This window comes from Photobacterium sp. SKA34, from assembly GCF_000153325.1.
GTDB lineage: Bacteria > Pseudomonadota > Gammaproteobacteria > Enterobacterales > Vibrionaceae > Photobacterium.
Genome location: NZ_AAOU01000019.1, coordinates 16,674 through 43,169 on the forward strand (window position 1 = coordinate 16,674; position 26,496 = coordinate 43,169).

At 42.6% G+C, this 26,496-nt stretch carries 30 protein-coding genes; 19 read left to right on the plus strand and 11 right to left on the minus strand.

Translation table 11 applies throughout. The annotated features are described in order from the left end of the window. Window positions 1-23: 23 nt before the first annotated feature. Window positions 24-917, minus strand: coding sequence for a DMT family transporter (locus SKA34_RS00090; RefSeq protein ID WP_006643463.1), 894 nt, complete (start codon window positions 915-917; stop codon window positions 24-26). A gap of 216 nt (window positions 918-1,133) precedes the next feature. Between SKA34_RS00090 and rmuC the strand changes: the two genes are divergently transcribed. From rmuC to hemB, 9 genes are all read left to right on the plus strand, one after another. Then, complete coding sequence (gene rmuC, locus SKA34_RS00095; RefSeq protein WP_006643464.1) at window positions 1,134-2,669, plus strand: DNA recombination protein RmuC; 1,536 nt, start codon at window positions 1,134-1,136, stop codon at window positions 2,667-2,669. Window positions 2,670-2,802: 133 nt separating this feature from the next. After that, entirely contained in the window at window positions 2,803-3,558 is a 756-nt protein-coding gene (gene ubiE, locus SKA34_RS00100) for a bifunctional demethylmenaquinone methyltransferase/2-methoxy-6-polyprenyl-1,4-benzoquinol methylase UbiE (protein ID WP_006643465.1), read from the plus strand. Window positions 3,559-3,568: 10 nt separating this feature from the next. Next, window positions 3,569-4,171, plus strand: a complete 603-nt coding sequence (locus SKA34_RS00105) for an SCP2 domain-containing protein (RefSeq protein ID WP_006643466.1) — start codon at window positions 3,569-3,571, stop codon at window positions 4,169-4,171. Between the two features lie 7 nt (window positions 4,172-4,178). Beyond that, window positions 4,179-5,816 (plus strand): ubiquinone biosynthesis regulatory protein kinase UbiB, encoded by a 1,638-nt coding sequence (gene ubiB, locus SKA34_RS00110; RefSeq protein WP_198138466.1) that lies wholly within the window; start codon window positions 4,179-4,181, stop codon window positions 5,814-5,816. A gap of 84 nt (window positions 5,817-5,900) precedes the next feature. Next, window positions 5,901-6,173, plus strand: a complete 273-nt coding sequence (gene tatA, locus SKA34_RS00115; RefSeq protein WP_006643468.1) for a Sec-independent protein translocase subunit TatA — start codon at window positions 5,901-5,903, stop codon at window positions 6,171-6,173. A 3-nt stretch (window positions 6,174-6,176) separates the two neighbouring features. Beyond that, a complete protein-coding gene (tatB, locus tag SKA34_RS00120; RefSeq protein WP_005372435.1) occupies window positions 6,177-6,515 on the plus strand; it encodes a Sec-independent protein translocase protein TatB in 339 nt (112 codons plus the stop codon). 11 nt (window positions 6,516-6,526) lie between these two features. Then, window positions 6,527-7,288, plus strand: coding sequence for a Sec-independent protein translocase subunit TatC (gene tatC, locus SKA34_RS00125; protein ID WP_006643469.1), 762 nt, complete (start codon window positions 6,527-6,529; stop codon window positions 7,286-7,288). A 141-nt stretch (window positions 7,289-7,429) separates the two neighbouring features. Next, window positions 7,430-8,209 (plus strand): 3'-5' ssDNA/RNA exonuclease TatD, encoded by a 780-nt coding sequence (gene tatD, locus SKA34_RS00130; protein ID WP_039859405.1) that lies wholly within the window; start codon window positions 7,430-7,432, stop codon window positions 8,207-8,209. Window positions 8,210-8,268: 59 nt separating this feature from the next. Beyond that, window positions 8,269-9,318, plus strand: coding sequence for a porphobilinogen synthase (hemB, locus tag SKA34_RS00135; RefSeq protein ID WP_006643471.1), 1,050 nt, complete (start codon window positions 8,269-8,271; stop codon window positions 9,316-9,318). 66 nt (window positions 9,319-9,384) lie between these two features. Here the strand turns inward: hemB and asnC are convergent, their stop codons facing one another. Continuing rightward, window positions 9,385-9,846 (minus strand): transcriptional regulator AsnC, encoded by a 462-nt coding sequence (asnC, locus tag SKA34_RS00140; RefSeq protein ID WP_005372443.1) that lies wholly within the window; start codon window positions 9,844-9,846, stop codon window positions 9,385-9,387. Between the two features lie 164 nt (window positions 9,847-10,010). On the opposite strand from asnC, the gene SKA34_RS00145 reads away from it, so the two are divergent. The 3 genes from SKA34_RS00145 to SKA34_RS23245 all read left to right on the plus strand — a co-directional run bounded on the left by SKA34_RS00145 (window position 10,011) and on the right by SKA34_RS23245 (window position 11,709). Further along, the gene (locus tag SKA34_RS00145; protein WP_039859418.1) at window positions 10,011-10,784 is read left to right on the plus strand and encodes a class I SAM-dependent methyltransferase; all 774 of its coding nucleotides are present in this window, start codon (window positions 10,011-10,013) and stop codon (window positions 10,782-10,784) included. Window positions 10,785-10,905: 121 nt separating this feature from the next. Beyond that, complete coding sequence (locus SKA34_RS00150; protein WP_006643473.1) at window positions 10,906-11,364, plus strand: hypothetical protein; 459 nt, start codon at window positions 10,906-10,908, stop codon at window positions 11,362-11,364. 186 nt (window positions 11,365-11,550) lie between these two features. Then, window positions 11,551-11,709, plus strand: a complete 159-nt coding sequence (locus SKA34_RS23245) for a hypothetical protein (protein ID WP_198138467.1) — start codon at window positions 11,551-11,553, stop codon at window positions 11,707-11,709. Here the strand turns inward: SKA34_RS23245 and SKA34_RS00155 are convergent. The 4 genes from SKA34_RS00155 to hemC are packed head-to-tail and all read right to left on the minus strand — an operon-like array spanning window position 11,706 to window position 15,938. Then, complete coding sequence (locus SKA34_RS00155; RefSeq protein ID WP_006643475.1) at window positions 11,706-12,896, minus strand: heme biosynthesis protein HemY; 1,191 nt, start codon at window positions 12,894-12,896, stop codon at window positions 11,706-11,708. The genes SKA34_RS23245 and SKA34_RS00155 overlap by 4 nt on opposite strands. Next, complete coding sequence (gene hemX, locus SKA34_RS00160; RefSeq protein WP_006643476.1) at window positions 12,896-14,245, minus strand: uroporphyrinogen-III C-methyltransferase; 1,350 nt, start codon at window positions 14,243-14,245, stop codon at window positions 12,896-12,898. The genes SKA34_RS00155 and hemX overlap by 1 nt, the downstream gene beginning before the upstream one ends. Window positions 14,246-14,259: 14 nt before the next feature. Continuing rightward, window positions 14,260-15,006 carry a uroporphyrinogen-III synthase gene (locus tag SKA34_RS00165; protein WP_006643477.1) on the minus strand — a complete coding sequence of 249 codons (747 nt, stop codon included), beginning with the start codon at window positions 15,004-15,006 and terminating at the stop codon, window positions 14,260-14,262. Next, the gene (gene hemC / locus SKA34_RS00170) at window positions 15,006-15,938 is read right to left on the minus strand and encodes a hydroxymethylbilane synthase (protein ID WP_006643478.1); all 933 of its coding nucleotides are present in this window, start codon (window positions 15,936-15,938) and stop codon (window positions 15,006-15,008) included. Before hemC ends, SKA34_RS00165 begins: the two co-directional genes overlap by 1 nt. Before the next feature lie 393 nt (window positions 15,939-16,331). On the opposite strand from hemC, the gene SKA34_RS00175 reads away from it, so the two are divergent. Next, window positions 16,332-18,887, plus strand: coding sequence for a class I adenylate cyclase (locus SKA34_RS00175; RefSeq protein ID WP_006643479.1), 2,556 nt, complete (start codon window positions 16,332-16,334; stop codon window positions 18,885-18,887). Window positions 18,888-18,970: 83 nt separating this feature from the next. Here the strand turns inward: SKA34_RS00175 and cyaY are convergent, their stop codons facing one another. Further along, a complete protein-coding gene (gene cyaY, locus SKA34_RS00180; protein ID WP_005372465.1) occupies window positions 18,971-19,282 on the minus strand; it encodes an iron donor protein CyaY in 312 nt (103 codons plus the stop codon). 78 nt (window positions 19,283-19,360) lie between these two features. Here cyaY and SKA34_RS22695 point away from each other — a divergent pair, with 78 nt between their 5' ends. The 6 genes from SKA34_RS22695 to yigB all read left to right on the plus strand — a co-directional run bounded on the left by SKA34_RS22695 (window position 19,361) and on the right by yigB (window position 24,037). Further along, a complete protein-coding gene (locus SKA34_RS22695; RefSeq protein ID WP_006643480.1) occupies window positions 19,361-19,477 on the plus strand; it encodes a lipoprotein in 117 nt (38 codons plus the stop codon). A 68-nt stretch (window positions 19,478-19,545) separates the two neighbouring features. Beyond that, on the plus strand, window positions 19,546-20,796 hold the full coding sequence (lysA, locus tag SKA34_RS00185; RefSeq protein WP_006643481.1) for a diaminopimelate decarboxylase: 1,251 nt from the start codon (window positions 19,546-19,548) through the stop codon (window positions 20,794-20,796). Window positions 20,797-20,834: 38 nt separating this feature from the next. Further along, window positions 20,835-21,665: a diaminopimelate epimerase gene (gene dapF, locus SKA34_RS00190; protein ID WP_006643482.1), complete on the plus strand. Its 831-nt coding sequence runs from the start codon at window positions 20,835-20,837 to the stop codon at window positions 21,663-21,665. After that, window positions 21,662-22,366: a DUF484 family protein gene (locus SKA34_RS00195; RefSeq protein ID WP_006643483.1), complete on the plus strand. Its 705-nt coding sequence runs from the start codon at window positions 21,662-21,664 to the stop codon at window positions 22,364-22,366. The genes dapF and SKA34_RS00195 overlap by 4 nt, the downstream gene beginning before the upstream one ends. Window position 22,367: 1 nt before the next feature. After that, on the plus strand, window positions 22,368-23,276 hold the full coding sequence (gene xerC, locus SKA34_RS00200) for a tyrosine recombinase XerC (protein WP_006643484.1): 909 nt from the start codon (window positions 22,368-22,370) through the stop codon (window positions 23,274-23,276). Window positions 23,277-23,308: 32 nt separating this feature from the next. Then, complete coding sequence (gene yigB, locus SKA34_RS00205) at window positions 23,309-24,037, plus strand: 5-amino-6-(5-phospho-D-ribitylamino)uracil phosphatase YigB (protein WP_006643485.1); 729 nt, start codon at window positions 23,309-23,311, stop codon at window positions 24,035-24,037. 59 nt (window positions 24,038-24,096) lie between these two features. Here the strand turns inward: yigB and SKA34_RS00210 are convergent, their stop codons facing one another. From SKA34_RS00210 to SKA34_RS00225, 4 genes are read right to left on the minus strand one after another with little or no spacing between them, the layout of a single operon-like run. After that, the gene (locus SKA34_RS00210) at window positions 24,097-24,549 is read right to left on the minus strand and encodes a DoxX family protein (protein WP_006643486.1); all 453 of its coding nucleotides are present in this window, start codon (window positions 24,547-24,549) and stop codon (window positions 24,097-24,099) included. Then, on the minus strand, window positions 24,542-25,360 hold the full coding sequence (locus SKA34_RS00215) for a DNA-binding domain-containing protein (RefSeq protein WP_006643487.1): 819 nt from the start codon (window positions 25,358-25,360) through the stop codon (window positions 24,542-24,544). The genes SKA34_RS00210 and SKA34_RS00215 overlap by 8 nt, the downstream gene beginning before the upstream one ends. Then, window positions 25,338-26,201 carry a DUF692 domain-containing protein gene (locus SKA34_RS00220; RefSeq protein WP_006643488.1) on the minus strand — a complete coding sequence of 288 codons (864 nt, stop codon included), beginning with the start codon at window positions 26,199-26,201 and terminating at the stop codon, window positions 25,338-25,340. The genes SKA34_RS00215 and SKA34_RS00220 overlap by 23 nt, the downstream gene beginning before the upstream one ends. Continuing rightward, the gene (locus SKA34_RS00225; RefSeq protein ID WP_006643489.1) at window positions 26,201-26,464 is read right to left on the minus strand and encodes a DUF2282 domain-containing protein; all 264 of its coding nucleotides are present in this window, start codon (window positions 26,462-26,464) and stop codon (window positions 26,201-26,203) included. The genes SKA34_RS00220 and SKA34_RS00225 overlap by 1 nt, the downstream gene beginning before the upstream one ends. Window positions 26,465-26,496 lie beyond the last annotated feature (32 nt).

Genomic DNA, 26,496 nt, shown 5'->3' on the forward strand with positions numbered 1-26,496 from the left:
GCTTTTTTTTTGGTTAAATCTAGCTATTCAACGATAGCACTTTTTTTTGTTCGCCATTGTTGGATCACTAAACCACAGATTATTAGTATTAAGCCGATCAATGTTGAGGGATGAATCGTTTCACCTATAATCGTGGCGAGCAATAATAAAGAGATAAAAGGCGAGATAAAAATCAGGTTACTGATTTTAGCAGTATTACGGGTTAAACGTAGTGCATTAAGCCACAACACAAAGGTGATCCCCATTTCAAATAAACCGACATAAGTTACTGCTGCCCAGCCTTGCCAAGGTGCGTGTTGCCAACCACCGAGATATAAACTTAAGCCGATAGAAAATGGCAGTGAGACTAAAAAGCCCAGTAATAAACCTAAGATAGGATCGGCTTTGTTTTTGGTATTTAAAATCCAATAGCCCGCCCATAACAGTGTCGAAAATAGCGCTAACGCTACGCCTAACGGACTGGTGAAATTCAAGGCGGCAATATTACCTTGAGTCGCAATCACCACCACACCGCCATATCCCAGCAAACAAGCTATCCAATCTTTACGCTGAATTTTGTGTCCTAAGAAAAGTGCTGCCATTAAAGTCAGAGTGATTGCCCAACTGTAATTGATGGGTTGAGCTTGTGAGGCGGGTAATAAGTCATAGGCTTTAAATAACACTAAGTAATAGGCGAAAGGATTGATAAATCCGAGTAATAAGTAGTAAAGCGGACGTTGAAGAAAAGTCGACTTAAGCAGGTGGAGTGTTTTTTTATAGGCAGCTATAGCTATAAGGGCGAGAGCAGACACGCCACTGGCAACCACCATCATTTGAACGGGTGAAAAATAAGCTAAGGTAATCTTAAATGCGGTGGCGACAGTAGACCAAAGTAAAACAGCGGCAATGCCATACCCTAAAGCGAGACGTTCGTTCATTACTATCCTTGTTAAAAATGTAAGACGGTAACGCAGTGTATGAGATGGTTATAAAGGTGAATAGCGAGTGATGATATAGCCTGTGATCGAGTGCAAACAAAAACGCTTATATCCATTATTTATTGTTTAAGTTGTTCTTCGTTAGCTGGACATTTATCCAGTATCCTCTTAGCCTTATTAACGAGAATAATTCGTCAGGAAGATAGAGAATTTACTATGGCAGAATGGTTAAGTGGTGGAGTTATTACCGCATTAGCAACATTGTTAGGTGCCACCGTTACCAGTGTGATCACGGCATTCTGGTATAAAGGTCGATATGAACAAATGCTTCAGCTTGTCGAGCAACAAGCCGAATCAGATGCGCGTTTAGCATTAAGTCGTGAGCAGCAATTACAAAGCCAGCTAGCAGAAAGAAATCAAGAGCTGGAAGAGTTAGATGACGATCGTGACAGATTAACACATGAAATTCGTCAAATGCACGGCCGACTTGCAGCGGCATTAGAAAAAATGCGTCACTTTGACGCGCTGCAAAATGAAAAGCAGTATTTATCTGAGCAGCTTGATAATTCTCGTTTAGCCAGCGCGGGGCTTGAAGCTGATCTGCGCGAGCAAGATGCTCGCCATTTTGAAGAGCAAAAAGCAGCAGATGACAAAATTAAGTTACTAGAAAATGCTGAAGAACGTCTGCGTATTCAATTTGAAAGTTTAGCTAATCGCTTATTTGAGCAGAAAACCCGAACGGTGGATGAGCAGAATAAAATGAGTTTAGAAAACTTGTTGAGTCCCCTCAAAGAGCAACTTGAAGGCTTCAAAAAGCAGGTTAATGATAACTTTACGCAAGAGTCTCGTGAGCGCCACACCCTCGTGCATCAAATCAATAGCTTAAAACAGCTTAATGAGCAGATGGCACAAGAAGCAATTAACTTAACTCAAGCCCTAAAAGGGGACAACAAAGCCCAAGGTAACTGGGGCGAAGTCGTGCTGGCGCGGGTATTGTCTGACTCAGGATTGCGTGAAGGGCATGAATATCAAACTCAAGTCAGTTTAGAAAACGAAGACGGTAAGCGTTATCAACCCGATGTTGTGGTGCATTTACCCCAACAAAAAGATGTGGTGGTGGATGCTAAAATGTCATTAGTGGCCTATGAGCGATGCTTTAATGCTGACACTATCGCTGAGCGTGAACTCGCCATGAGTGAGCATGTTGCCTCGATGCGCGCCCATATGCGAGGGTTAAGCCGTAAGGATTATCACCAACTTCATGGCATTCAAAGTCTTGATTATGTCTTGATGTTCATTCCGGTTGAGCCAGCATTCCAAGCTGCAATTGAAGCCGATCCAGCATTAATCCGTGATGCGATGGACTTAAATATCATGCTTGTGAGTCCAACGACCTTGCTGGTGGCACTGCGTACCATTAATAACTTGTGGCGTAATGAACGACAAAATCAAAATGCCAAAGAAATTGCCGAGCGTGCGGGCAAGCTTTATGACAAATTACGTTTGTTTGTCACTGACATGGAAGCGATGGGACAATCGTTAGAAAAAGCGAACCAAAGCTATCAAGGTGCAATGAATAAACTGGCGACTGGGCGTGGTAACGTGATCCGCCAAGCTGAAAGCTTCAAACAATTGGGCGTCGAAGTGAAGCGTGATATTAGCTCGACGTTGGCAGAAAAATCGCAATCCAACCTTATGGAATATCGGGGTTTTTCTCATATAACTGCAGCATCGAAAAGTGATTTATCATAATGGTGAGGTAAAGGACTTTGAGCAAAGAGCAACCATCAAGTACACTAAGCCAGTTGAATAAATGAATTTAATGCTTATCGGTGAGTGAAGTCTATGAATTTTGCGCATCATAAGTACATATAACGGATTGAACATGACGGACACCACACAAGATACTACTCACTTTGGCTTCCGTACCGTTGCCAAAGACGAAAAAGCAACCATGGTTGCTGAGGTCTTTCACTCGGTCGCAGCAAAATACGACATCATGAATGACTTAATGTCGATGGGCATTCACCGCGTTTGGAAACGCTTCACGATTGACTGCAGTGGTGTACGCAAAGGTCAACGTGTGCTTGATTTAGGCGGTGGTACGGGTGATTTAACCGCTAAGTTCTCACGTATTGTAGGCGAAACGGGTCAGGTTATTCTTGCTGATATCAACAACTCAATGTTGAACGTTGGCCGTAGTAAACTTCGAGACAGTGGTATTGTCGGTAACGTTGGTTACGTTCAAGCTAATGCGGAAGAATTGCCTTTCCCTGATAATTACTTTGATTGTATCACGATCAGCTTTTGTTTACGCAACGTCACCGACAAAGATAAGGCGCTGCGTTCAATGTATCGCGTGTTAAAGCCGGGCGGTCGTTTATTAGTGTTAGAGTTCTCAAAACCGTCACTAGAGCCATTATCAAAAATTTACGATGCGTATTCATTCCACCTGTTACCAAAAATGGGTGAAATTATTGCCAATGATGCAGAAAGCTATCGTTACCTTGCTGAATCTATTCGCATGCACCCTGATCAAGAAACCTTGAAAGGTATGATGGATGAAGCCGGATTTGATCAAACCAGTTATTACAACTTAACGGGCGGTATTGTTGCCTTGCACCGTGGTTATAAATTCTGAGGACGACTCTATGCCGTTAGATGCTCTTGTTACCGGTGCGGTTGAAACATCACTGAATCAATTACTCACAGGCGATGCTGATAGTCAGCGTCGTCTTGCTCGTTTACGCGGTAAAGTCATTAGCGTTACGCTAAATGAATTTAACAAAACCTTGTACTTTGTTTTCAGTCATCAAATTGATGTTCTTGCTGGATTTGAAGGCGAGGTGGATTGCCAATTAGCTTTAAACCTCACGGTGTTACCAGAGTTACGCCAACAAGCTAACTTAACGCAATTAATTAAAGCCGATAAGTTAGCACTCGATGGCGATCTACAATTGGCTCAGCATTTTTCCTCTTTGCTAAGTGGTTTGAAGCCCGATGTAGAAGAAAAATTATCGCAATACACGGGTGATGTAGTTGCTCATACTTTAGCCAGTAGTGTAAAGTCGGGGAGTCGATTTATTCGCCAAGGGGTAAAGAATCGCCAGCGCGATTTAGCGGAAGTGATCACTGAAGAATGGCAACTATTACCACAGCCTTTAGAAATGGTGCATTTTTACGATCAAGTGGATGACTTGAAATCGGATGTTGCCCGTTTTGAGGTCCGTTTGAACCAGTTACTTGAGCGATAAATTGGCAATGATGAGTTACTCAGAAATAAAACGGTTGTACCGTATTATCCAAGTACAACTGCGCTATGGGTTAGATGACTTTATTCCAGCAGATCCACGTACCGAACTTCCTAAAAAATTACGTAAATCGCTATTTTGGATCAAAAATGAATACCCTGATGTACCATTGGGTGAGCGTTTACGTTTAGCATTGCAAGAACTCGGCCCTGTATGGATCAAGTTCGGTCAAATGATGTCAACGCGCCGCGATCTTTTTCCGCCGCACATTGCAGATCAGCTGGCATTATTACAAGACCAAGTAGAACCTTTCGATGGCAAATTAGCAAAGCGTACTATTGAGGAATCTTTAGGTGGGACGTTAGAGCAGTGGTTTGACGATTTTGATGAAGTTGCATTAGCGTCAGCATCGATTGCTCAAGTGCATACTGCAACTTTAAAAGAAAACGGCAAAGAGATTGTTTTTAAAGTTATTCGTCCTGATATTAAGCCGATTATTGAAGCCGATATTAAGCTGATGTACCGGATGGCCGAGATCGTTTCTCGTCTCCAACCAGAAGCGCGCCGTTTACGTCCTGTTGAAGTGGTTCGCGAATACGAAAAAACCTTGCTTGATGAGCTCGATTTAATGCGCGAAGCGGCGAATAGTATTCAGCTTCGTCGTAACTTTGATGGTGATGATACCTTATATGTACCAGAAGTTTATACTGATTATAGTAGTGTTAATCTTCTTGTAATGGAACGCATCTATGGTATTCAAGTTTCTAATATTGAAGGCTTGAAAGCCAATGGTACGAATTTAAAACTATTATCGGAAAATGCAGTTAATATCTTTTTTACTCAGGTATTTCGTGACAGCTTTTTCCATGCCGATATGCATCCGGGAAATATTTTTGTCTCCTATGAGCATCCGGAAAATCCACAATGGATTGCGCTAGATTGCGGCATTGTAGGGACACTTAACCGAGAAGATAAACGATACTTAGCGGAAAACTTATTGGCTTTCTTTAATCGTGATTATCGTAAGGTTGCAGAATTACACGTTGATTCTGGCTGGGTTCCTCATGATACCAATGTGGATGAGTTTGAATTTGCTATTCGTACAGTGTGCGAGCCTATTTTTGAAAAGCCACTGTGTGAAATATCATTCGGCCATGTATTGTTAAATCTATTTAATACTGCTCGCCGTTTTAATATGGAAGTGCAACCGCAGCTAGTCTTGTTACAAAAGACCTTGCTGTATGTTGAAGGCTTAGGACGCCAGTTGTATCCACAACTTGATTTGTGGGCAACAGCCAAGCCGTTCTTGGAAAACTGGATGTCACATCAGGTCGGCCCGCAAGGCATTCTTGATGCAATAAAAAGTAAAGCACCTTTTTGGGCTGAAAAATTGCCTGAATTGCCTGAATTACTTTATGACAGCTTGCGCCAAGGCAAGGTAATGAATCAACGTATTGATAAACTCTATGATAACTTTATGGAAAATCGACGTACTCATAACCAGGCAAGGTTCTACTTTGGTATCGGTGCCACCTTTATGGTGTGTGCTGCAATACTTTTTGGTGATCAAGTAGCAACGTACCCTGCAGTATCTGCTGGTGTAGGAACTCTATTTTGGTTGCTAGGATGGCGTACCTGCCGAAAATAATCGGTTAGGCTTTCGCCTATACTTATAGTTGCGTTAATAAACGCACTTTCGTTATTAACCACATAAAGCTGAGGTAAAACAAGCATGGGTGGTATCAGTATTTGGCAATTGTTAATCATTGCACTGATCATTGTTCTTTTGTTCGGGACAAAAAAACTTCGTACTCTAGGTGGCGACTTAGGTTCTGCAGTTAAAGGTTTTAAAAAAGCAATCAGCGATGATGAAGCAGCTGCAGCAGCACCTGCTGCGAAAAAAGAGTCAGACAACGATGCTGACTTTGAACAACAGAAAATTGCTGACGAACAAAAGCCAGCGGATCAGACGACAACTAATCAAAAAGACAAAGAGCAGGTTTAAGACGTGTTTGATATCGGGTTCTGGGAGTTAGTACTGATCTCCGTAGTGGGATTAGTAGTACTGGGGCCAGAACGTCTACCCGTTGCGATTCGTACGGTATCGCAGTGGATAGGTGCTGCTCGTAATATGGCAAATTCGGTGAAAGATGAATTGTCGCAAGAACTGAAAATTCAGGAACTGCAAGCCAATTTAAAGAAAGCCGAGCAAATGGGAATGAAGGACTTAGCGCCTGAATTGCAAGACTCTGTTGATGAGCTTAAAAAAGCGGCTTCAGATGTTCAGCGTCCCTATGCTGATAAAAACGAGCAAACCTCAGCAACGACTTCACAAAAGCAGGAATAAATTACATCACTATGTCAAAAGTCGAAGATACGCAGCCGCTATTTAGTCATTTACTTGAACTACGTACGCGACTTTTGCGTTCTATCATAAGTGTACTGGTGGTTTTTCTATGTTTAGTATGGTTTTCCAATGATATCTATGCCTTCTTAGCTGCACCATTAGTAGAGCGAATGCCTGCTGGTGCAACGATGATCGCAACAGATGTCGCCTCACCGTTCTTTACACCGATAAAACTGACCTTAGTAACCTCAGTGTTTATTGCTGTACCAATGATTTTGTATCAAGTATGGGGCTTTATTGCACCTGGTCTATACAAGCATGAACGCAAGCTGATTATGCCGTTGTTGTTTTCCAGCTCATTGCTGTTTTACACCGGTGTTGCATTTGCTTATTACGTCGTGTTTCCGTTGGTCTTTAAGTTCTTCACCAGTGTCGCCCCTCAAGGGGTGGAGGTGGCAACAGATATTGCGAACTATCTCGATTTCGTCCTATCGCTATTTATGGCGTTTGGTATCGCTTTTGAAATTCCTGTTGCTATTATTCTGTTGTGTTGGACTGGTGCGACTGATCCAGAATCGCTACGTAGTAAACGTCCTTACATTATCGTAGGTGCGTTTGTCGTTGGTATGATGTTAACACCGCCTGATATTGTTTCTCAGACCTTGTTGGCTGTGCCTATGTGTTTATTGTTTGAAGTTGGCTTATTCTTCTCACGTTTTTATGTACGTGATAATGAAGAGCTGGATGATCGCGAGCACGAAGAGCAGCAATAAATAGTACTTTGTACTACGTGATGATGAAAAAAACCGACTTAATCGTCGGTTTTTTTATATCTTGAATATGGGTTTGGCGCAGAATGGATCTGCTCGATATACTGAGTGACACATAGTGCTGTGTAGAGAATGGATAAACAGATGATAGATATTGGTGTTAACTTAACAAATAACCGTTTTGATAAAGATCGTGCGGATGTGATCACGCGTGCTCAAGAAGCGGGTGTGAAGCATTTAATTATTACGGGCACCAGTATTGAAGAGAGCATTGAAGCGCAAAAAATGGCGCAGCAATGGCCTAACTGCTGTTACTCAACCGCTGGCGTTCATCCGCATGATGCAAAATCTGTCTCCGATCTTTTGTTACCAGAAATTCGTGCACTAGCAGCAGAGCCTGAAGTGGTAGCGATTGGTGAATGTGGGCTCGACTTCAACCGTGACTTTTCTCCTCGTCCACAACAAGAAGCAGTATTTGAAGCACAATTAGCCTTAGCGGCTGAGTTACAATTGCCTGTTTTTATGCATTGCCGAGATGCGCATGAGCGTTTCATTGAAATCCTTACCCCTTGGCGAAATAAATTACCTGCGGCTGTGCTGCATTGTTTTACTGGCTCAGAGCAAGAGCTAAAAGCATGCTTAGTGCTAGATTTACACATTGGTATTACGGGATGGGTATGTGATGAGCGTCGTGGTCAAGAGCTACGTGAAGTCGTGCGTCATATTCCCGCGAACCGCTTAATGATTGAAACCGATTGTCCATATTTATTACCTCGTGACTATCGTCCGAAGCCAAAATCTAGTCGCAATGAACCAAAGTTTTTGCCGCATATTGCCGCGGTGATTGCTGAGTGTCGTGGTGAAACACCGGAGCAAGTTATGACGCAGTCAGAGTTGAATAGCCAGGCTTTTTTTTCGATTTAGGCCACATTGGTCAGTCTGAGTGATATTATCTAACCCTATTTTTTAGCAAGGAGTTTGCCGTGTCAGTATCTATTCAAGGTGCGTTTCCTGGTCGTCGTATGCGTCGGATCCGTAAGCATGATTTTAGTCGTCGTCTAATGTCAGAAAATCAATTATCTGTGAATGATTTGATCTATCCGATGTTTGTTTTGATGGGTAAAAATCGTCGTGAAATGGTTGACTCAATGCCCGGTATTGAGCGCTTATCTATTGATTTGTTACTTGAAGAGGCAACATATCTTGCGAAACTAGGTATTCCTGCTATTGCGTTATTCCCTGTTGTTTCTCAAGAATTTAAATCAGAGTTAGCTGAAGAAGCTTATAATTCTGAAGGATTAGTACAAACTGCAGTAAGAGCACTTAAAGCACATGTGCCTGAGCTTGGTGTGATCACTGATGTGGCGTTAGATCCGTTCACCATTCATGGTCAAGACGGTATTATTGACGATGAAGGTTATGTATTAAACGACATTACGACGGATATTTTAATTAAGCAGGCGCTATCTCATGCTGAAGCCGGTGCTGATATCGTTGCCCCGTCTGACATGATGGATGGGCGTATTGGTGCGATTCGTGAAGCATTGGAAAATGCGGGTTATATCAATACTCAAATCATGGCTTACTCTGCTAAATATGCGTCTAATTACTATGGCCCCTTCCGTGATGCTGTCGGTTCATCTGGCAACTTAAAAGGCGGCGATAAGAAAACTTACCAAATGGATCCTGCGAACAGTGATGAAGCTTTGCACGAAGTGGCAATGGACATCAATGAGGGCGCAGATATGGTAATGGTAAAACCAGGTATGCCATACCTTGATATAGTTCGCCGAGTGAAGAGTGAGCTACAAGTACCAACGTATGCTTACCAAGTGTCTGGTGAGTATGCGATGCATATGGCAGCGATTCAAAATGGTTGGCTAAAAGAGCGCGAAACTATCATGGAATCACTATTGTGCTTTAAACGTGCAGGAGCTGATGGGGTATTAACTTACTTTGCGAAAAGCGTCGCGGAGTGGTTAGCTCAAGATGCTGCAGATCGCGCTGAATGTTTACAGCAAAAGCCTGAGTAAGCAATATTCCAGATCTAAAAAGCGAGCATTATGCTCGCTTTTTTATTGTCGATTGAAAGCTATTTTCTACGGTTTTACATTGCGGTTGATCGGGTTTTGTAATGAGATAAGCGTTTCAGTAGATTGCACTTCATCAATGGCCTGGAGCTTATCAATGAGCACGTATTGCAGCTCTTCAATGGAATGGCACATCAATTTGACAAAAATATTGTAAGCCCCTGTGGTGTAATAAGCTTCAACTACTTCATCAAGCTCATTCAGTTTTGCTAATGCAGAATGATAATCACGGGCGGCATTCAAATTAATACCAATAAAACAGCAAACGTCATAGCCTAATAATTTAGGGTTAATGATCACTTCTGTACCTGTAATAATTTCTGCAGCACGCATCTTTTCTACTCGAACGTGAACGGTAGCTGGGCTGACATTAAATCGCTTCGCCATTTCAGCGTAAGGAATACGAGCATCATTCATTAAGGCATTAAGGATATCGCGATCTAAGTCGTCGATACGAATGGATGGTGTCATAGGTGGTCCTTTACTATGCGAGAGATTCATTTTTATCGTTGTATCTTATACTTATCTGATGGTGTGATACCAGAGCAAAGCATGATTTGTAGTGCTATAATCCGCGCCCTATGATCGGATGTGAAATGTCACACCCAGATATTGTTTTTATATCGGAGATTGCTGTGCAGCTAGCCTTAGTTTGTGAAGTTCCTGAACGTCAGCCTGAATTAGATCAATTAGCCGCTCGTTGGGGCTTAAGCCATGATGAAAATAGCAGCTTTGCTTTAGTCCTTACCGCTGAGCAATTAGAGCTTCGTAAGCTTGATGAACCTAAGCTCGGTGCAGTTTCTGTCGATTTAGTTAGCGGTGCGGTGGCGCACCGTCGTAAATTTGGTGGTGGTCGAGGTCAAGCGATTGCAAAAGCGGTTGGACTTAAAGGTGGTATTAGCCCTACCGTATTAGATGCGACAGCAGGTCTTGGTCGAGATGCTTTTGTCTTGGCAACACTTGGTTGTAAAGTTCAGCTGGTTGAGCGTCATCCTGTGGTAGCAGCTTTATTAGATGATGGCTTAGCACGTGCAAAAGCTGATCCTGAAATTGGCGGCTGGGTAAGTGAGCGTATGCAATTACTCCATGCCTCGAGCCATGATGCATTGGCTAATTTAGCCAATGATCCTGATTTTGTAGCACCGGATGTGGTGTATCTTGATCCTATGTATCCACATAAGAAAAAGTCTGCTTTAGTTAAAAAAGAAATGCGCGTTTTTCAAACCTTAGTGGGTGCAGATTTAGATGCCGATGGTTTGTTTGAGCCGGCCTATGCGCTGGCAACAAAACGGGTAGTGGTTAAGCGTCCCGATTATGCAGAATTTCTTGCTCAAGCTAAGCCGTCAATGGCGATTGAAACTAAAAAGAACCGATTTGATATTTATGTTAAAGCGGCAATGAAAGCCTAAGTGGCTGCTACAAATAAATAGTTACAAATAAGGTCAATAAAATCTTACTGCTTTTCTGGTATTACGAATCATTATCGTTTAGTGTTGACGTAAAGGTTCGTTGTTGGCTAGAGGAGCATTCATGGCTAAGACCTTGTGTAAATATCGCCGAGCAGAAATTTCCGATCAGTTCGCGACAATTAGTAAGATTGTAAGCGAACCAAATTTCATGTGTTCAAGTTGTACGAGAGTCGCAAGTGACAAAGAGTATTTGTGTAAGCCAAGCCGATTAACCAATGCGGTTAAGGCTGCTTCTCGTGTTGCGAAATTATCGATGCCGCCAGCACCTCAGCCAATTATGGCAATGAAAAAGCCGAATGTGCATAATTTGCCAGCCCCTACTGCTGTAGGGCAAAGCCATATCGAAATGGTCGCTGTGGTCGAAGAAGAAGCATTAGCGCCTGATAGTTTAAAGTTAAAGCAAGCTAAAAAGCTGAAGAAACTAGCGAAAAAGAAAAATAAGCAATTAAAGAAAGCGGCGAAAACAGTCAAGAAATTTGAAAAGCAATTGAAGAAAGCAAAACTCTCGCTTGGATTGTGATGAATACGATAGAATAAAAAAGCCTCCAAATTGGAGGCTTTTTTTTGGTTTCGTATTAGTCAGCGTTTTTAATTAGTACTGCGGTCATTACGCATACAATTACTGAAACTACGATACCAGAAACAATTAACCAAGGAAGCATATCCATAGCTTAGTTATCCAAATGTTAAGGAAATCGAGCGGCTATTGAAACGTGTTTATGCGATTGGAGCAATGGCTTGGATATACCTTGAAATGGCTGTTTACACCTTGAAACACTTTATTGTTAAAAGAGTTATTTATCTTTTATTTGGCGAAAAAAAAGCGCCCAGAGAGAGGCGCTTTTTCGGTCGTTTAGCTAATTAAGCTTGCTTACTTGGCTGTGCTAATTCCAGTGCTTGGCGAGAAGCTGCAGCAGCACCTTGCTTGTCATTTAACTGCTCTAGCGTTGCGACTAAGTGAGCGTAGTCTGCCATATCAGGACGAACGGCAACGGCTCTTTCAAAATGCTCTTTTGCTTCTTGCCAGTTACCTTCAGCCATTAACATTTGACCCAATGCACTGTGCGTTACTGCATTATTGCCGTCTTGGCGCAATAACTCTTGTAGTTTTATAATGGCAGGGTGACGATCGGGTAGATTTAGCTGAGGTACAAGGCTGATCAAACGCTCATCTTGGCTCTTCTTAAGCGCGTCACGTAAAATTGGGTAAGCATCGTTATCTGCATGACGTGCCATCATTTGTTTGATGAAGCATGCCACGAGCGCTGGATTTTGCTTATCTTTACGCCCCATGTTATTCCAGTAACCCACTAAGCCATCAGTACCATTTTGCTGACCAAGGTGTTGCATTTGGCCACATTGCGCTTGCTCATCAAGGACTAGCGCTTCTTCTTGGGTGATTACGCCAGCTTTAGTTAGCAGTGGCAATAATGTCAGCAGTGATTTCCAATCCTCTAGCTTTAAGTAGCACTCTTGAAGTAGACCTAACACGATAGGATTTCGTGCATTATCTTGTTGTACTTCTTGTAATGTTGCGAGTGCTTGTTCAAATTGCTGTTGGCGGATTTGAAGCTTGGCACGGGTAAGTGCCACTGCAAGATTTTGGCTATCAAGCTCAGCGGCTTGTTTCAAGTACTCATCACGTTGCTCGGTTTTACCTAGTCCTTGAGCCGCCTCTGCTGCTGCAAGGTAGTTAAGAAGTGGCGCATCGCTGAATTTAGCTGATTTAGTTAATAGCTTTTCAGCGGGTTTCCAATCACCTTCTGTTACTTTTAATAGGCCTGCCGAAGTTTGGATACGTGCTTTGCGAACTTTACGTCCACTGAACCAACCACGGGTTGAACTACTGATTGAAAAGACGCGTTTTAGAATAAATTCAAGTAATAAGAATACGGCAAACAATGCAACGATTAGTACAACGAGTGTGGTTAGACTCATCTCAATGGTTTGATTTGCCGTTGAGATCAACACATAACCTTGGTTGCCTGCGAGTTCGGGGCCAACAATAATACCGGCGATCAGTGCCAATACCAATAACAATAATTTAATCATTATTTGGCCTCCACTGTGGTTACCGTGTTGTCAGTGACTGTCGTGTTATTCTCGCCTTTAATAGATGTTTTAGCGGGTTGTGTTACTGTTGTTTCAAGTTTCGCTTGGGCTGGTTTTTTTTCTACTGCTGGCGCTTCTGGTTTCGGTGTAGGTTTTGCTGTTGGCTTAGTCTGCTTTACAGGTTGTGCCTGCGTATCACCTAGTGTCGCCATTTTATTACGTAGCACTTGATTGACGAGCTTAGTAATTAATGCCTGAGATTGCAGCTTATTTGGGTAGTTCACAGTGATTTGCTGTTGGGCTAATTGATCAAGGCTTTTAATAAAGCTTTGCGTTAGCGGTGAAGACATATCGTAATATTGTTCAGCCCATTTCTTCGCAGTATCAAGAGAGATCTTATAAACATCACCTTGCTCACGGTAAACTGCATCAATTGCTACTTCTAACTTGTTTTTGATATTTTGCTGTAAGTAGAAATCTTGTTGTGGTGAAAGCAGTGGAATAACATTGCCATCACGCTTACGATAAGTAATGAAGTGTTCGCCAAAGTTTTTCAACGATGTCATCAAATTATCTCTCCAATCATTCACCGATTGACTCACGGTTTGTGATTGAGGTTCTTCTTCTGCCTTTGGCAAAATAGCATTAGCTAAAGGTAAGTTATCAACACTGTTTTCAAGGCTGGTTAAGCGTAGCACTATGCCATCACGGTCGACATTAGTCAGTGATTTTAAGGTCGTGATGTCATTGCTCATTGCTTGGCGTAGGCTCTTCAAGCTTGGATCATTCAGTTCTGCGATACGATGATCGGCAGACTCAAGCAATAACGTTGCACTGGTGGCATCATGTTCTAACCAGAGTTTACGTCCTGCCATTTTCACTAGGTAATCCGCTTCGGCTAATAGCCAATCGTTCGGACGATTGCCTTTAAGCTCTGTGACAGTGGTCTGCAGTGCTGCAATGGACTTTTGCTGTTGGCTTAGGCTAACTTCAGTGCTGCGTAATTCACCATTAATAATGCTAATCGTTTCTTTTTGATCGTTTTGCATTGCTGCTTTCATGCTAGCAATTTGCTGTTGAAGCGCATCAATATGTTGTTGCTGCTGCAATCCTTGCTGATGACCGTGATAGTAAAGCCCACCACCGAGAGCAATAACTAATGCAATCGCAACCCAACCTGTTTTGCTACCCGATTTTTTTTCAGATTTCTCTGTTTTTGCTGGAGCTTTAGGTTGTTCTTTGGCTGTTTTTTTTGGCGCTTCTTTAGCCGGAGTAGACGTTGCTGCCGTGGTTGGCTTGTCCTGCTTTGGCTGTTCTGCTGCGGTGTTGTTGTTAGATTTGTCTGTCATCCTAATTATTCCGTTTAGCTAAAGTTGCTTAGGAACGTGAAGAGTGCATGGTTGGAGGCACTGCCCACGGTGGAAATATTCATAAAGCCAAGCGTTGTTGCTTGCTCGGCCACTCGTTGACTTGGGACGAGAAGGTGGCAATTGAGAAACCAAGTCAAATGCTGAGTTGGGATCCTTGTTGTTAAAAATACTAGTTGTTCAGCACTGGTAATAACAAGGGTATCCAGCTGTTGATGTTGCCATTGTGCCACTAATTTCTCGCCATCGAGATCAAGCCAACATCGCTGATACGTTTCGCAATAGTTGACTACTGCATGGCGTGCCGTTAATGCTTGATGGATCAATTCTCTGCCGCCATTCCCTCGCAATATAAGGATGTTACGATCCGTAATGTGTGCGAGTTCGGGTAAGGCTAATAATCCTTCGCTATCACAGCGGTGTTCAGGAGATAATACTCGCTGTCCGCTCAATTTTGTCAATGTTGCGGCAGTTTTATGACCAATAGCTATATAATGCACGTTTTTTGGCCATGCTGCACCTTGAGATATCAAGTAATCGTGCGCAAATGTTACCGAATGATGACTTACGGTAATAATATAATCACCGGCTTTTAATGCATTGATTTGTCGCAATAATGAAGAAAGTCCATCACCCGCTTTTAAGGTTAATAGCGGTTGAGCTATTGCGCTGATCGCCGCAGCATTAAGTTGCTCTGCCAATCGATAACAATCGGGGGCAGGGCGGGTGATCAGCACTGTCATTACGCGTTACCGTATAAACGGTCTAAAATATCGCGAGCACCATCGTTAAGCAGTTGCTCTGCGAGAGTTTCTCCCAATTGCTCTGCTTGCTCAATTGGTCCACGAATTTCAGCGCGTACAATCTTACTGCCATCAGGCTCACCCACTAATGCGCGTAGCCAGACTTGGTCGCCTTCAAGCTCTGCGTAACTACCAATTGGCACCTGACAGCCACCTTGTAAGTGGTTATTCATTGCACGCTCACACAATACGCGTGTTGTGGTGGCTTGATCACTTAGAGCTGTTAACAATTGACGAACACGTGTGTCATCTAGACGACACTCAATACCCACAGCACCTTGACCGACAGCAGGTAAACTCACTTCTGGTGCAATTTCGCTACGAATACGGTCTTCCATTTTTAGACGTTTAAGGCCTGCACAGGCAAGAATAATCGCATCGTATTGACCTTCATCCATCTTACGTAAGCGAGTATTAACGTTACCACGTAGATCGTTAACGATAAGATCAGGGCGTTGGGCTCGTAATTGACATTGACGACGTAAGCTAGAAGTACCAACAATAGCACCTTGAGGTAGCTCATCAATATTGTTGTATTTATTTGAGACAAACGCGTCACGGGGATCTTCACGCTCACAGATGGTCACAAGACCGAGGCCTTCAGGAAACTCAACGGGTACATCTTTCATTGAGTGAACCGCGATATCTGCACGACCTTCAAGCATAGCGACTTCAAGCTCTTTTACGAATAGCCCCTTACCACCTACCTTAGCCAGCGGAGTATCTAAAATGATATCGCCTTTTGTGATCATAGGAACAAGCTCGACAGAAATGCCTGGATGCGCTTGTTCTATCTCTGCTTTTACGAATTCAGCTTGCCACATAGCGAGTGGGCTTTTACGTGTTGCAATACGGATTAGTTGATTACTCATAAGTATTGTGGATCCATGATGAAGATTCTATTTTCTATTAAGCACATCGTACCATTAGCATCGTCTGGATGATAATGTGCTTAATCATTTGAGTATATGCATACGATTATGTTGCTAATAGTTTAAAAAAATGTGATATTAATCACATCAGCCTTAAATGATAGAATGATGATTCGCTGGCAACTAGCGGTTACCCATCATTGTACTAATTTGAGGTAATAGTTTAAGGATGAATCACACAGAATTGTCGCATTACCTGACTTGGCATTATCTTTACCAAGGGTACTAAAAGTGTTACATTGATCACGTTTTTTGCTCATATTTAACACAGCTCAATGTTCCTAATGGTGATATTTGAGGTGCTTCAACGCTGGTAGCTCTTGGAAGAGTAATTTGCAAAATTATATTAAGACGCTGAAAGGCAGGCTAGATTCATTGACAGAGCTTCGTATCGAACGAGCACGGTTAGCGATGAATGCTCAATCAGTACAAGTGTTTGACTTGTTGCCTGTCTTACTTCATTACAATCACCCTGCTTTACCGGGTTATCTTGACCAACCTGTATCTCAAGGGATCGCGAAATTTGTTGTTACTGATGTTCAGCAACAATTCGTTGACGATTGCGCCCATTCTGCCGAACTCTCGGTCGACCCCCTGTTGCTTGAGATAAATGACTGCCCAATTACTGGCTTGTATGCCATGGGAAGTACCTCATCAATGGGACAAAGCCTGACAAGTGATCTTGATATCTGGGTTTGTATCCGAACTTCATTAACACCAGAAGAACGTAGTGCACTTGATAGCAAGTGTAGCCTGGTGTCGCAGTGGGCAATGGAGCAAGGGGTTGAAGCGAATTTCTTTCTTATTGATGAGAATCGATTCCGTCATAACTTTTCTGAAGCGATGACCGGTGAAAACTGTGGTTCTAGCCAGCATTTATTATTATTAGATGAATTTTATCGCTCTGCCGTTTGTTTGGCTGGGCTGCCATTATTGTGGTTTATGGTGCCGCCAGAAATGGAAGAGTGCTATGACCAATATATGGCGTACTTAATTGATCAAGATTACATTAACCTTGATGAGTGGATTGATTTTGGTGGTTTAACGCGTATTCCTGCCGAAGAGTATTTCGGTTCAAGTTTATGGCAGTTATATAAAAGTATCGATTCACCATATAAATCAGTACTAAAAGCCATTTTGCTTGAAGCCTACTCATGGGAATACCCGCATACCCAGCTTTTAAGCCTTGATGGTAAGCGTCGCTTCTTTGCTGAAGATCGAAGTGAATATTGTATGGATGCGTACTATTTAATGTTGGAAAAGGTTACGCGCTATCTTGAGCGAATTGATGATCATCGTCGTCTTGATTTAGTACGTCGTTGCTTCTACTTAAAAACCCATGAAAAGTTATCTCGTGAACCAAGTGCAGGCTCTGTGCCGTGGCGTCGTCGTGTTCTCAAACACTTAACTGAGCAGTGGCAATGGACAGACTCTGTGATTAATGAGCTTGATCATCGTCGTGATTGGAAAGTGGCACAAGTTAAAGAGGCACATAACGAATTATTAGATGCGTTAATGCTAAGTTATCGTAACTTAATCCGTTTTGCGCGTCGTAATAATATTACCTCTGCGATCAGTCCTGAAGATATCAGTATTTTAGCGCGTAAACTGTATGCAGCATTTGAGGTATTACCGGGTAAAGTTACCTTACTTAATCCACAGATCTCACCTGATTTACATGAAGAAAATATTACCTTTATTCAGGTGCCTGAGGGGCGCACGAATGCTGCTGGTTGGTATCTCTATAAACAGCCAATAGATCCCTTGTTAATTATGGGGCAACCGCCTCTTGAACATAACCGTTACTTATCTAAGTTAGTCGCTTGGAGCTATTTTAATGGTTTATTAACGGAATCAACGCATCTTCATACCGTGGTACGTGATGCAGATTTTGATTTAGATAAGCTCTATCAGTTGGTAAGTGATATTCGAAATACCTTCCCAATTCGTCGTCCTAATCCAAGTTTACAGGCATTATCGAGTCCATGTGAGATCCGTCAGTTAGGGTTATTCATTAATTTAGAAAATGACCCAACCAATGAGCTGAAAAACCGTTCGGTACGGTTTGATTTTAAAACCACCGATATTTTCAGTTATGGCCCAGAACAGAAATGTTTAGTTGGCAGTGTGGATTTGATTTATCGCAACTCGTGGAATGAAGTGCGTACGCTTAACTTTAGCGGCGATAACGCGATGTTAGACGCACTGAAAACCATGCTTGGGAAGATGCACCATGATGCGATCCCACCTGAAGCGGTTGATGTGTTTTGTTATAGCAAGCACATGCGTGGTTTGATCCGTAATTTGGTGTATCAGTTGGTTGCTGAATGTATTGAAATGCGTTTAAAACCTGTTGAAGAAGAAAAGCGACGTCGATTTAAAGCGATCCGCATTTCAGAAGAAACCTTTGGCTTGTTCTTTGAGCGTCGAGGTGTTTCTGTTCAACGCTTAGAAAACCCGGTTGATTTCTATAGTTGCATTTCATCGAATAAAGTCAGTGAAGTGCCTCATGTTGTGATGGGTAAGATGGATGAACCCCATCCACCACAAATTGTGGATGCTTATGCGAGTGAAGGTTTGATCCAGTTCTTCTTTGAAGATTGTGAGCAGGGCTACAACATCTATATCTTAGATGAAACGAACCAGATGGAAGTGTATCGTCAATGTAGTGGTAATAAAGATGAAATGGTACATGGGGTTAATCGTTTTTATACTTCGGCTCAAGACCGTTTTAGTGCGACCAACTTCATCAACTTTAATTTACCTCAGTTCTACGATATCGTGCATTGCGACAACGGTAAATTACAAGTGTTGCCATTTAAGAGTGGTCAAATGCCGCGTCCAAAGCCTGATGTCGATCCCAATTCAACTGGGATGCTCAACAGTTAATACCGTGTTTTGATATGACAATAAAAAGCCTTCAGAAAATGAAGGCTTTTTTTATCGGTACGTTATGACAATAAATATCTTAATTACCATTCAACCGCTTCACCAGCATGAAGGCTGCATTCTTTTTTAAGTAGTGAAAATAGCTCTTCATCACTGCGGGTACAGCGCCATTCAGTGCCATTATATTTGAAATGATAGCCGCCTGATTTTGAGGCTAACCAGAGCTCATGTAATGGTTCTTGGCGATTAATTACGATCTGGCTGCGGTTAGCAAACTCGAGTGTTAATACATTACCCGTTGTCTCTGGCTCAATGTCGGCACCGGATTCATCGATACCTTCTTCGATTTGCATTAGTGCTAAATCAGCTAATTGGTGAAATTCAGTGTCATTCATCTTATTGTGTCCTATTGCTTTTCCTGTTCTTGGTGCGATTATAGAGGGCATTGGTTTGATAATCACTGGCTTTGAATTATGCGTAAAGGTTTATTAGCAATTTTTGTGTTAGGTACCCTAACATTAGCGGGATGTGGACAAAGTGGTGCCCTCTACATGCCAAAAGATGCACCACAGCAAGAGCAAACAAAGTAAAAAATAAATAAACACTGAATTAAACAGTGTGGCCATTGAAAGCTGCGACTTAACAGGGAAGAAAAACATTGGATTACTTTAACTACCAGCAAAATAATCAATTATGGGCTGAAAATGTGCCATTAGCACAATTAGCTGAGCAATACGGTACACCTTTGTATGTGTATTCACGTGCGACGTTAGAGCGCCACTGGAAAGCATTTGATGAGGCGGTTGCGACTCACCCTCATTTAATTTGTTATGCCGTTAAAGCGAATTCTAATCTTGGGGTATTAAATGTTCTGGCGCGTCTTGGCTCTGGCTTTGACATTGTGTCGCAAGGTGAATTAGAGCGTGTGATTGCCGCTGGTGGTGATCCGGCAAAAGTGGTGTTCTCTGGTGTCGGTAAAACGGCTGCTGAAATGAAGCGTGCACTAGAGCTTGGGATCAAATGCTTCAATGTGGAATCTGAACCTGAATTAGAGCGTCTCAATGCTGTTGCTGAAGAGCTAGGTGTCACAGCGCCTATTTCATTGCGTATTAACCCTGATGTTGATGCGAAAACGCATCCTTACATTTCAACAGGATTACGTGATAATAAGTTCGGTATTGTGTTTGATCGCGCGGTGGAAGTGTATCGCCTAGCGCATAGCTTGCCACATTTACAGGTTGTTGGTATGGATTGTCATATCGGCTCTCAACTAACTGACATTACTCCGTTTATTGATGCCACCGATCGTTTATTGGCGTTGGTTGATGAGTTAAAAGCCGAAGGTATTCATATTCAGCACCTTGATTTGGGCGGCGGTCTTGGGGTGACTTACAATGATGAGCAACCACCACAACCCTCTGACTATGCTTCGGCATTACTCGCGCGATTAGAAAACTACCCTGATTTGGAGCTGATTTTTGAGCCAGGACGCGCCATTGCTGCAAATGCGGGTGTATTACTGACAAAAGTTGAGTTTCTCAAGCATACTGAACATAAAAACTTCGCCATTGTTGATGCAGCAATGAATGATTTAATTCGTCCGACGTTATATTCAGCGTGGCAAGACATTGTGCCGGTTAGCCCGCGTCAGGGTGAAGCACATGTCTACGATTTAGTTGGACCTATTTGTGAAACCGGTGACTTTATCGGTAAAGATCGCAGTTTATGTTTAGCGCAAGGTGATTTATTAGCGGTACGTTCAGCAGGCGCTTATGGCTTTGTGATGGCATCGAACTACAATACCCGTGCTCGTGCGGCTGAAATTATGGTCGACGGTGAACAGGCTCATGTTGTTCGTGAGCGAGAAACGCTAACGCAACTGTGGCAACTAGAACAGATTATTCAGTGATCATGGCTGCGATGAAATGAAAAAAAGTAAGGAACATCATGCAGATTAACTTTTCCAAAATGCATGGGTTAGGCAATGACTTTGTTGTTGTTGACTGCGTGACACAAAATGTATTTTTTTCACCTGATGCGATCCGCCGTTTGGCGGATCGACATCGTGGTATCGGCTTTGACCAATTGTTAGTGGTTGAGCCGCCTTATGATCCTGAAACGGACTTTCATTACCGTATTTTTAATGCTGATGGCAGTGAAGTCGAACAATGCGGTAATGGTGCCCGTTGTTTTGCTCGTTTTGTTTCAATGAAAGGGTTAACCAATAAATACCATATTTCGGTGAGTACCAAAGCGGGAAAAATGCTGCTGAAACTTGAAAATGATAATCAGGTGACAGTGAATATGGGGGGGCCGATTTTTGAACCGAGCAAGATCCCAATGAAAGCAAAACAGGCTGAAAAAACCTATATTTTACGCGCTGGTGAGCAAACGCTTTTCTGTGGCGCTGCAAGTATGGGGAATCCGCACTGTGTAACTGTGGTTGATAATGTTGATACTGCCGATGTCGATACATTAGGCCCGTTATTAGAATCTCATGAACGTTTTCCTGAGCGTGTTAATGCTGGCTTTATGCAAGTGATCGATCGTAATAACGTGCGTTTGCGTGTTTATGAGCGTGGTGCGGGTGAAACGCTAGCTTGTGGTAGCGGTGCCTGTGCGGCGGTTGCGATTGGACGATCGCAAGGTTTGCTGGATGAAAATGTAAAAGTTTCTTTGCCTGGTGGTGATTTATATATTCGTTGGGCGGGTGAAGGTAAGCCATTATTTATGACCGGCCCTGCCGCTCACGTTTTTGACGGACAATTTATTCAATGACAACACATTCTCAGCAAACTTGTTCATCAGGGGATGACTTGAATGAGGTGCTGAATGAGCAAGCAGTTGTAACTTACTTGCGCAATAATCCCACTTTTTTTTCACGTCAATCGGAGTGGTTGAGTGACGTGCGGATCCCTCATCAAGAGCGTGGTACTGTCTCTTTGGTTGATATTCAATTAGAGAGACTACGACTACGGATCGCCGAACTTGAGCAACAACATGCCACGCTTCTCGCCAATGCAACCAAAAGTGGTGAGTTGTCAGTATTGTTTTCTAATACTCAAGTACAATTATTACAATGCCATAATATTTATCAGGTACTGACCATTGTTGATGCCTTAGCGGCGCAATTGGATCTTTCCGTTTGTCTTCGTTTGTTTGATAGCGAAGATAAGCTGTTATACCTCGAACGTCGCCAATTTAACGATTTTTATCGTTCTCGTTTAACTCAAGATCGTCCGTATTTAGGCCGCTTACGTCGTCCTGAAGCTGAATTGTTATACACCCATCCGCCACAGCTAGGATCATTTATTGTGTTGCCATTAGGTCGTTCGGCAGCCAATGGTGTATTGAGTTTTGCGAGCGCAGATGGTGGACACTTTCAACCTGAAATGGACACCTTGTTTGTTGAACAGTTAGCAATAACTATTAGTTACTTGATAGATCATTGGCAATATACCCGTGAGGTTATTGACTAATATGTTGCCCCGTAGCTTGGAACAACCACTTGAACGTTTCTACGAATATTTACGTAGTGAGCGTGAGTTAAGCTTACACACTCAGCAAAATTATAAGCGTCAGTTAACTCGCATTGCTGAACAATTGGTCGAATTGAGCGTCGATAATTGGCAGCAAGTGGATGCCGGTTGGGTACGTCAAATCGCCAGTAAAGGGATGAGAGATGGCTTAAAGGCGAGCAGCCTTGCGATGCGCTTATCAGCCTTGCGAAGCTTTTTTGATTTTTTAGTGCATCAAAATGTTTTAAAAGCCAATCCTGCAAAAGGTGTTGCGGCGCCACGAAAAGCACGTCCATTACCCAAGAATTTGGATGTGGATGAAATGAATCAATTATTGGATGTTAACGATGATGACCCATTAGCGATTCGTGATCGCGCTATGATGGAACTGATGTACGGTGCTGGGTTACGTTTAGCCGAGCTGGTTGGGATTGATGTGCGTCATATCAGCTTAAGTAAAGGCGACTTGCGGGTAATTGGTAAGGGCGATAAAGAACGTGTGGTTCCTTTCTCTGGCCTTGCTCGTGAGTGGGTAGCGAAATGGCTGAAGTTGCGTGACAACATTGCTCTAGCAGAAGAGCCAGCATTGTTTGTATCCAAATTAGGGACGCGTATTTCCACTCGAAATGTGCAGAAAAGAATGGCGGAATGGGGACAAAAACAGGCGGTATCAAGCCATATTAACCCCCATAAACTGCGTCATAGTTTTGCGACACATATGTTGGAATCGAGCGGTGATTTACGCGCAGTACAAGAGCTTTTAGGTCATGCGAATTTATCGACAACCCAAATCTATACCCATTTGGATTTTCAGCATTTAGCGAAAGTGTATGATGAGGCACATCCTCGTGCTAAGAAGCGTAATAAATAACATTTACTGCTACGTATTAATACTGAGAGATTATGCATTTTTACCGCCAATTAACACCAATTAGAGCCTTAACTTTTGATCTTGACGATACCTTATACGATAACCGTCCGGTGATTGTTCGTGCTGAACAAGCAATGTTTGACTGGTTAACGCAGATCTTACCGTCACGTATCATGATTGATAAAACCGTTTGGGCATCGCTTAAATCGCAATTAGCAATGCTAGATCCAATGCTCAAACATGATGTCAGTTTGTGGCGATATGAAACCATTAAAATAGGTTTAATGCAGCTAGGGTTTCGTCTGCCAGAGGCAGAAACTTTAGCGCAGCAGGGGTTAGATACTGTACTGGCGGTTCGCAACCAAGTCGAGGTTCCTGTAGAAACACATCGAGTTTTAAAACAATTAAGTGACCATTTACCGCTAGTCGGGTTAACAAATGGTAATGTTGATGCAGAAAAAATTGGCTTAGCGCCATATTTTGTCGACGTGTTTCAAGCGGGCAAAGATGGTTTGGCAAAACCTGAGGCTGATTTATTTAACCTTGCTGTTAATACCCTTAATTTACCAGCAGCGACAATTTTACATGTGGGTGATCATCTTATTACCGATGTCAAAGGTGCGAAACAGCATGGCTTTCAGGTGTGTTGGTTTAACGATCAGCAAAAATTGATTCAGCAGCAATCGAAAGCGTTGATTTTACCTGACGTAGAAATTACTCAATTGGCGCAGCTGCTTGAGATTGTTGGATTAGAGATTTAAAAAAAGCGACCATGGGTCGCTTTTTTATTACGTATAGCATATTAATCCTTGAACGATATTTAGTCAGAATGATGAAGGTTGCCACGATTAAAGAAATGATCAAAAGAGAGACTTCCCGCCCCCCACATCACATTTGTGAGTAGCATTATTCCCCACAGTTGGTGATCATAAAATCCTTTTTCCCAAAGTGTTGGATAGGAAATAACGGCTATGACGTTAAATCCAAAAAGTACGAATGCCATCGGTCGAGTAAATAGCCCCAATGTGAGAAAAATAGGGATAAACACTTCAACCGCAGTACCAATATATGCTGCCCATTGCCATGGTAATAAGGGCACATGATACTCGTATTCAAAAAGATATAAGGTGCTGTCCCAGCTTGAATATTTGATCATGCCAGATTGAAAAAATACCCATGCAACCCAGAGACGAGTACAGAGCAGCACAAGTGGGATAAAAGGGGTAGTTAACCGTAAGAAAAAAGGGTCGATACTGCGAATAAAACTATCCATCGTTTGCCTCCACGATATCGTCGGTGAGTTGATATTCAAATAATAAAGGTAGTTGTTCAAGCATCTGTGGAGAGGCTTGTTGAAGTGATTTTTGTTGTTGGCTGTGAATGATTAACGCCTTGAGACCTGAAGAGACGACCTGCATTAATATTTCGTTTCCACGTAATTGAATAACCACGGTTTGTGGTTGATCGATATCAAGTGCTGCCAATGGATCATCAGCGCTAGAAAACTCTGGTGCGTGATGGTTGAGCCTTTCACTATCTACAAGATGCCACAAATCTCCGACACTATACTGGCTGGTCAAAACATAGGTTGCCGCAGGAATATGAAAATAGTGTTGTCCAAAGGCATCGGCATTTTCTGAATTTTGAAGGTGTTGTAATTTTTCAAATGGAAAAACATGTGGTTGTGACGGTATGCGGCTGACAATATCTCGGTACCATTCGAGTTGAGCGAGATCTGACAAATACGGTAAGGCTTTGTTGATGGTTTCATTATTTGCAATGGTGCGATGAAACCCTTCACCGTAATGGCTCACATCGCCTTGCGTTAAGGGAAAGTGCAGTATATGTAACCGCGCCAGTTGAACAAAACAGTCATGGCCGATCATCGCAAGGATAGCGGGATACGTTGCCGAAAGAATATCGGTTAAACTCAAAATAAAATTATTTCGATAAATTTGTAGGTGTTGCTCGGCACTAAAGGTGGTGGCTTTTATCGTCGTAGATGCATCGCTGTGTTTATATTGCAGCGCATCGGAAAAGGCGCTTTGGAGCTGGTGCAGTTCATTGTTGACAGCATATTTCATGGTGATGTTCTCGTTGAAGGAACGCGTTCGCTTTAGCCGCTTCAGCAAGGAGTATCTCTAATGATGGTAACTCTGCATCCCACTCTATTAAGGTTGGAGTACGCTTACCATTTTGCTGTATCCATTGACGATAAAGTTGCCATACAGGCTCACTTACCGGCTTGCTGTGAGTATCAATCCATATTTCCCCTTCAGGGAATTGTTTCACCGTAAAGCCTGCAAGGTGGATCTCTTTTACCGTATCGGGATTGATGGCATCTAAATAAGTTTGGCAATCAAACTGATGGTTAAAGCTATTGACGTAAAGATTGTTTAAATCTAATAACAAGCCACATCCTGTGCGTTGTTGAACGGCAGTTAGAAACTCCCATTCCGGTATAACTGAGTGCTTAAAACTGAGATAGCTCGATGGGTTTTCAATTAACAATTGTCTATTGAGGTAATCTTGCACTTGTTCGACATGCGTACAGAAAACATCAAGCGCTTGCTCGGTAAAAGGTAGAGGCAGTAAATCGTTAAAGTATTGACCGTTAACTGAACTCCAACTGAGGTGATCTGAAACCGCAAAAGGATTAACAACATCAATGAGTTGTTTCAGTTGCTTTAAATGCTCACGGTTAATCGGATCTACTGAGCCAAGGGATAGCCCAATACCATGACAACTCATCGGGTAATGCTCGATGATGGCTAACAGTTGTTGATATTGAGGCGCATGGCGGTTGAAATAGTTTTCACTGTGAATTTCAAGCCAGCCAATATCCGGACGTTGCTCGATAATCGGTTGGTGATGAGGTGAGCGTAAGCCCACCCCAACCATATTCGTTAATAATGGATAGCTCATTATGCCGACTCTGTTGAACCACCATGAAGGCGATCGCAAAGCCCTTTAGGCATGGCAATGAAGGCATCTTTTTGACCATCTTCTTTGGCAGAGCCTGCGCATGATGTGGTTTTGGTCGCGCAGTCATTTTTTCCCGCTTTCGCCACCCCATAGCATTTTTCTTTTGCTTCGTCCGCAACGGCAGAGGTTGAGGCTACTGTACCTGCTAATGCAATAAGACCTGTCATTACTGATGCGAGTGCAAGTTTGTTTACGTTGTTCATGATGAAATCCTCTTGAGATATAACTTAGTTGG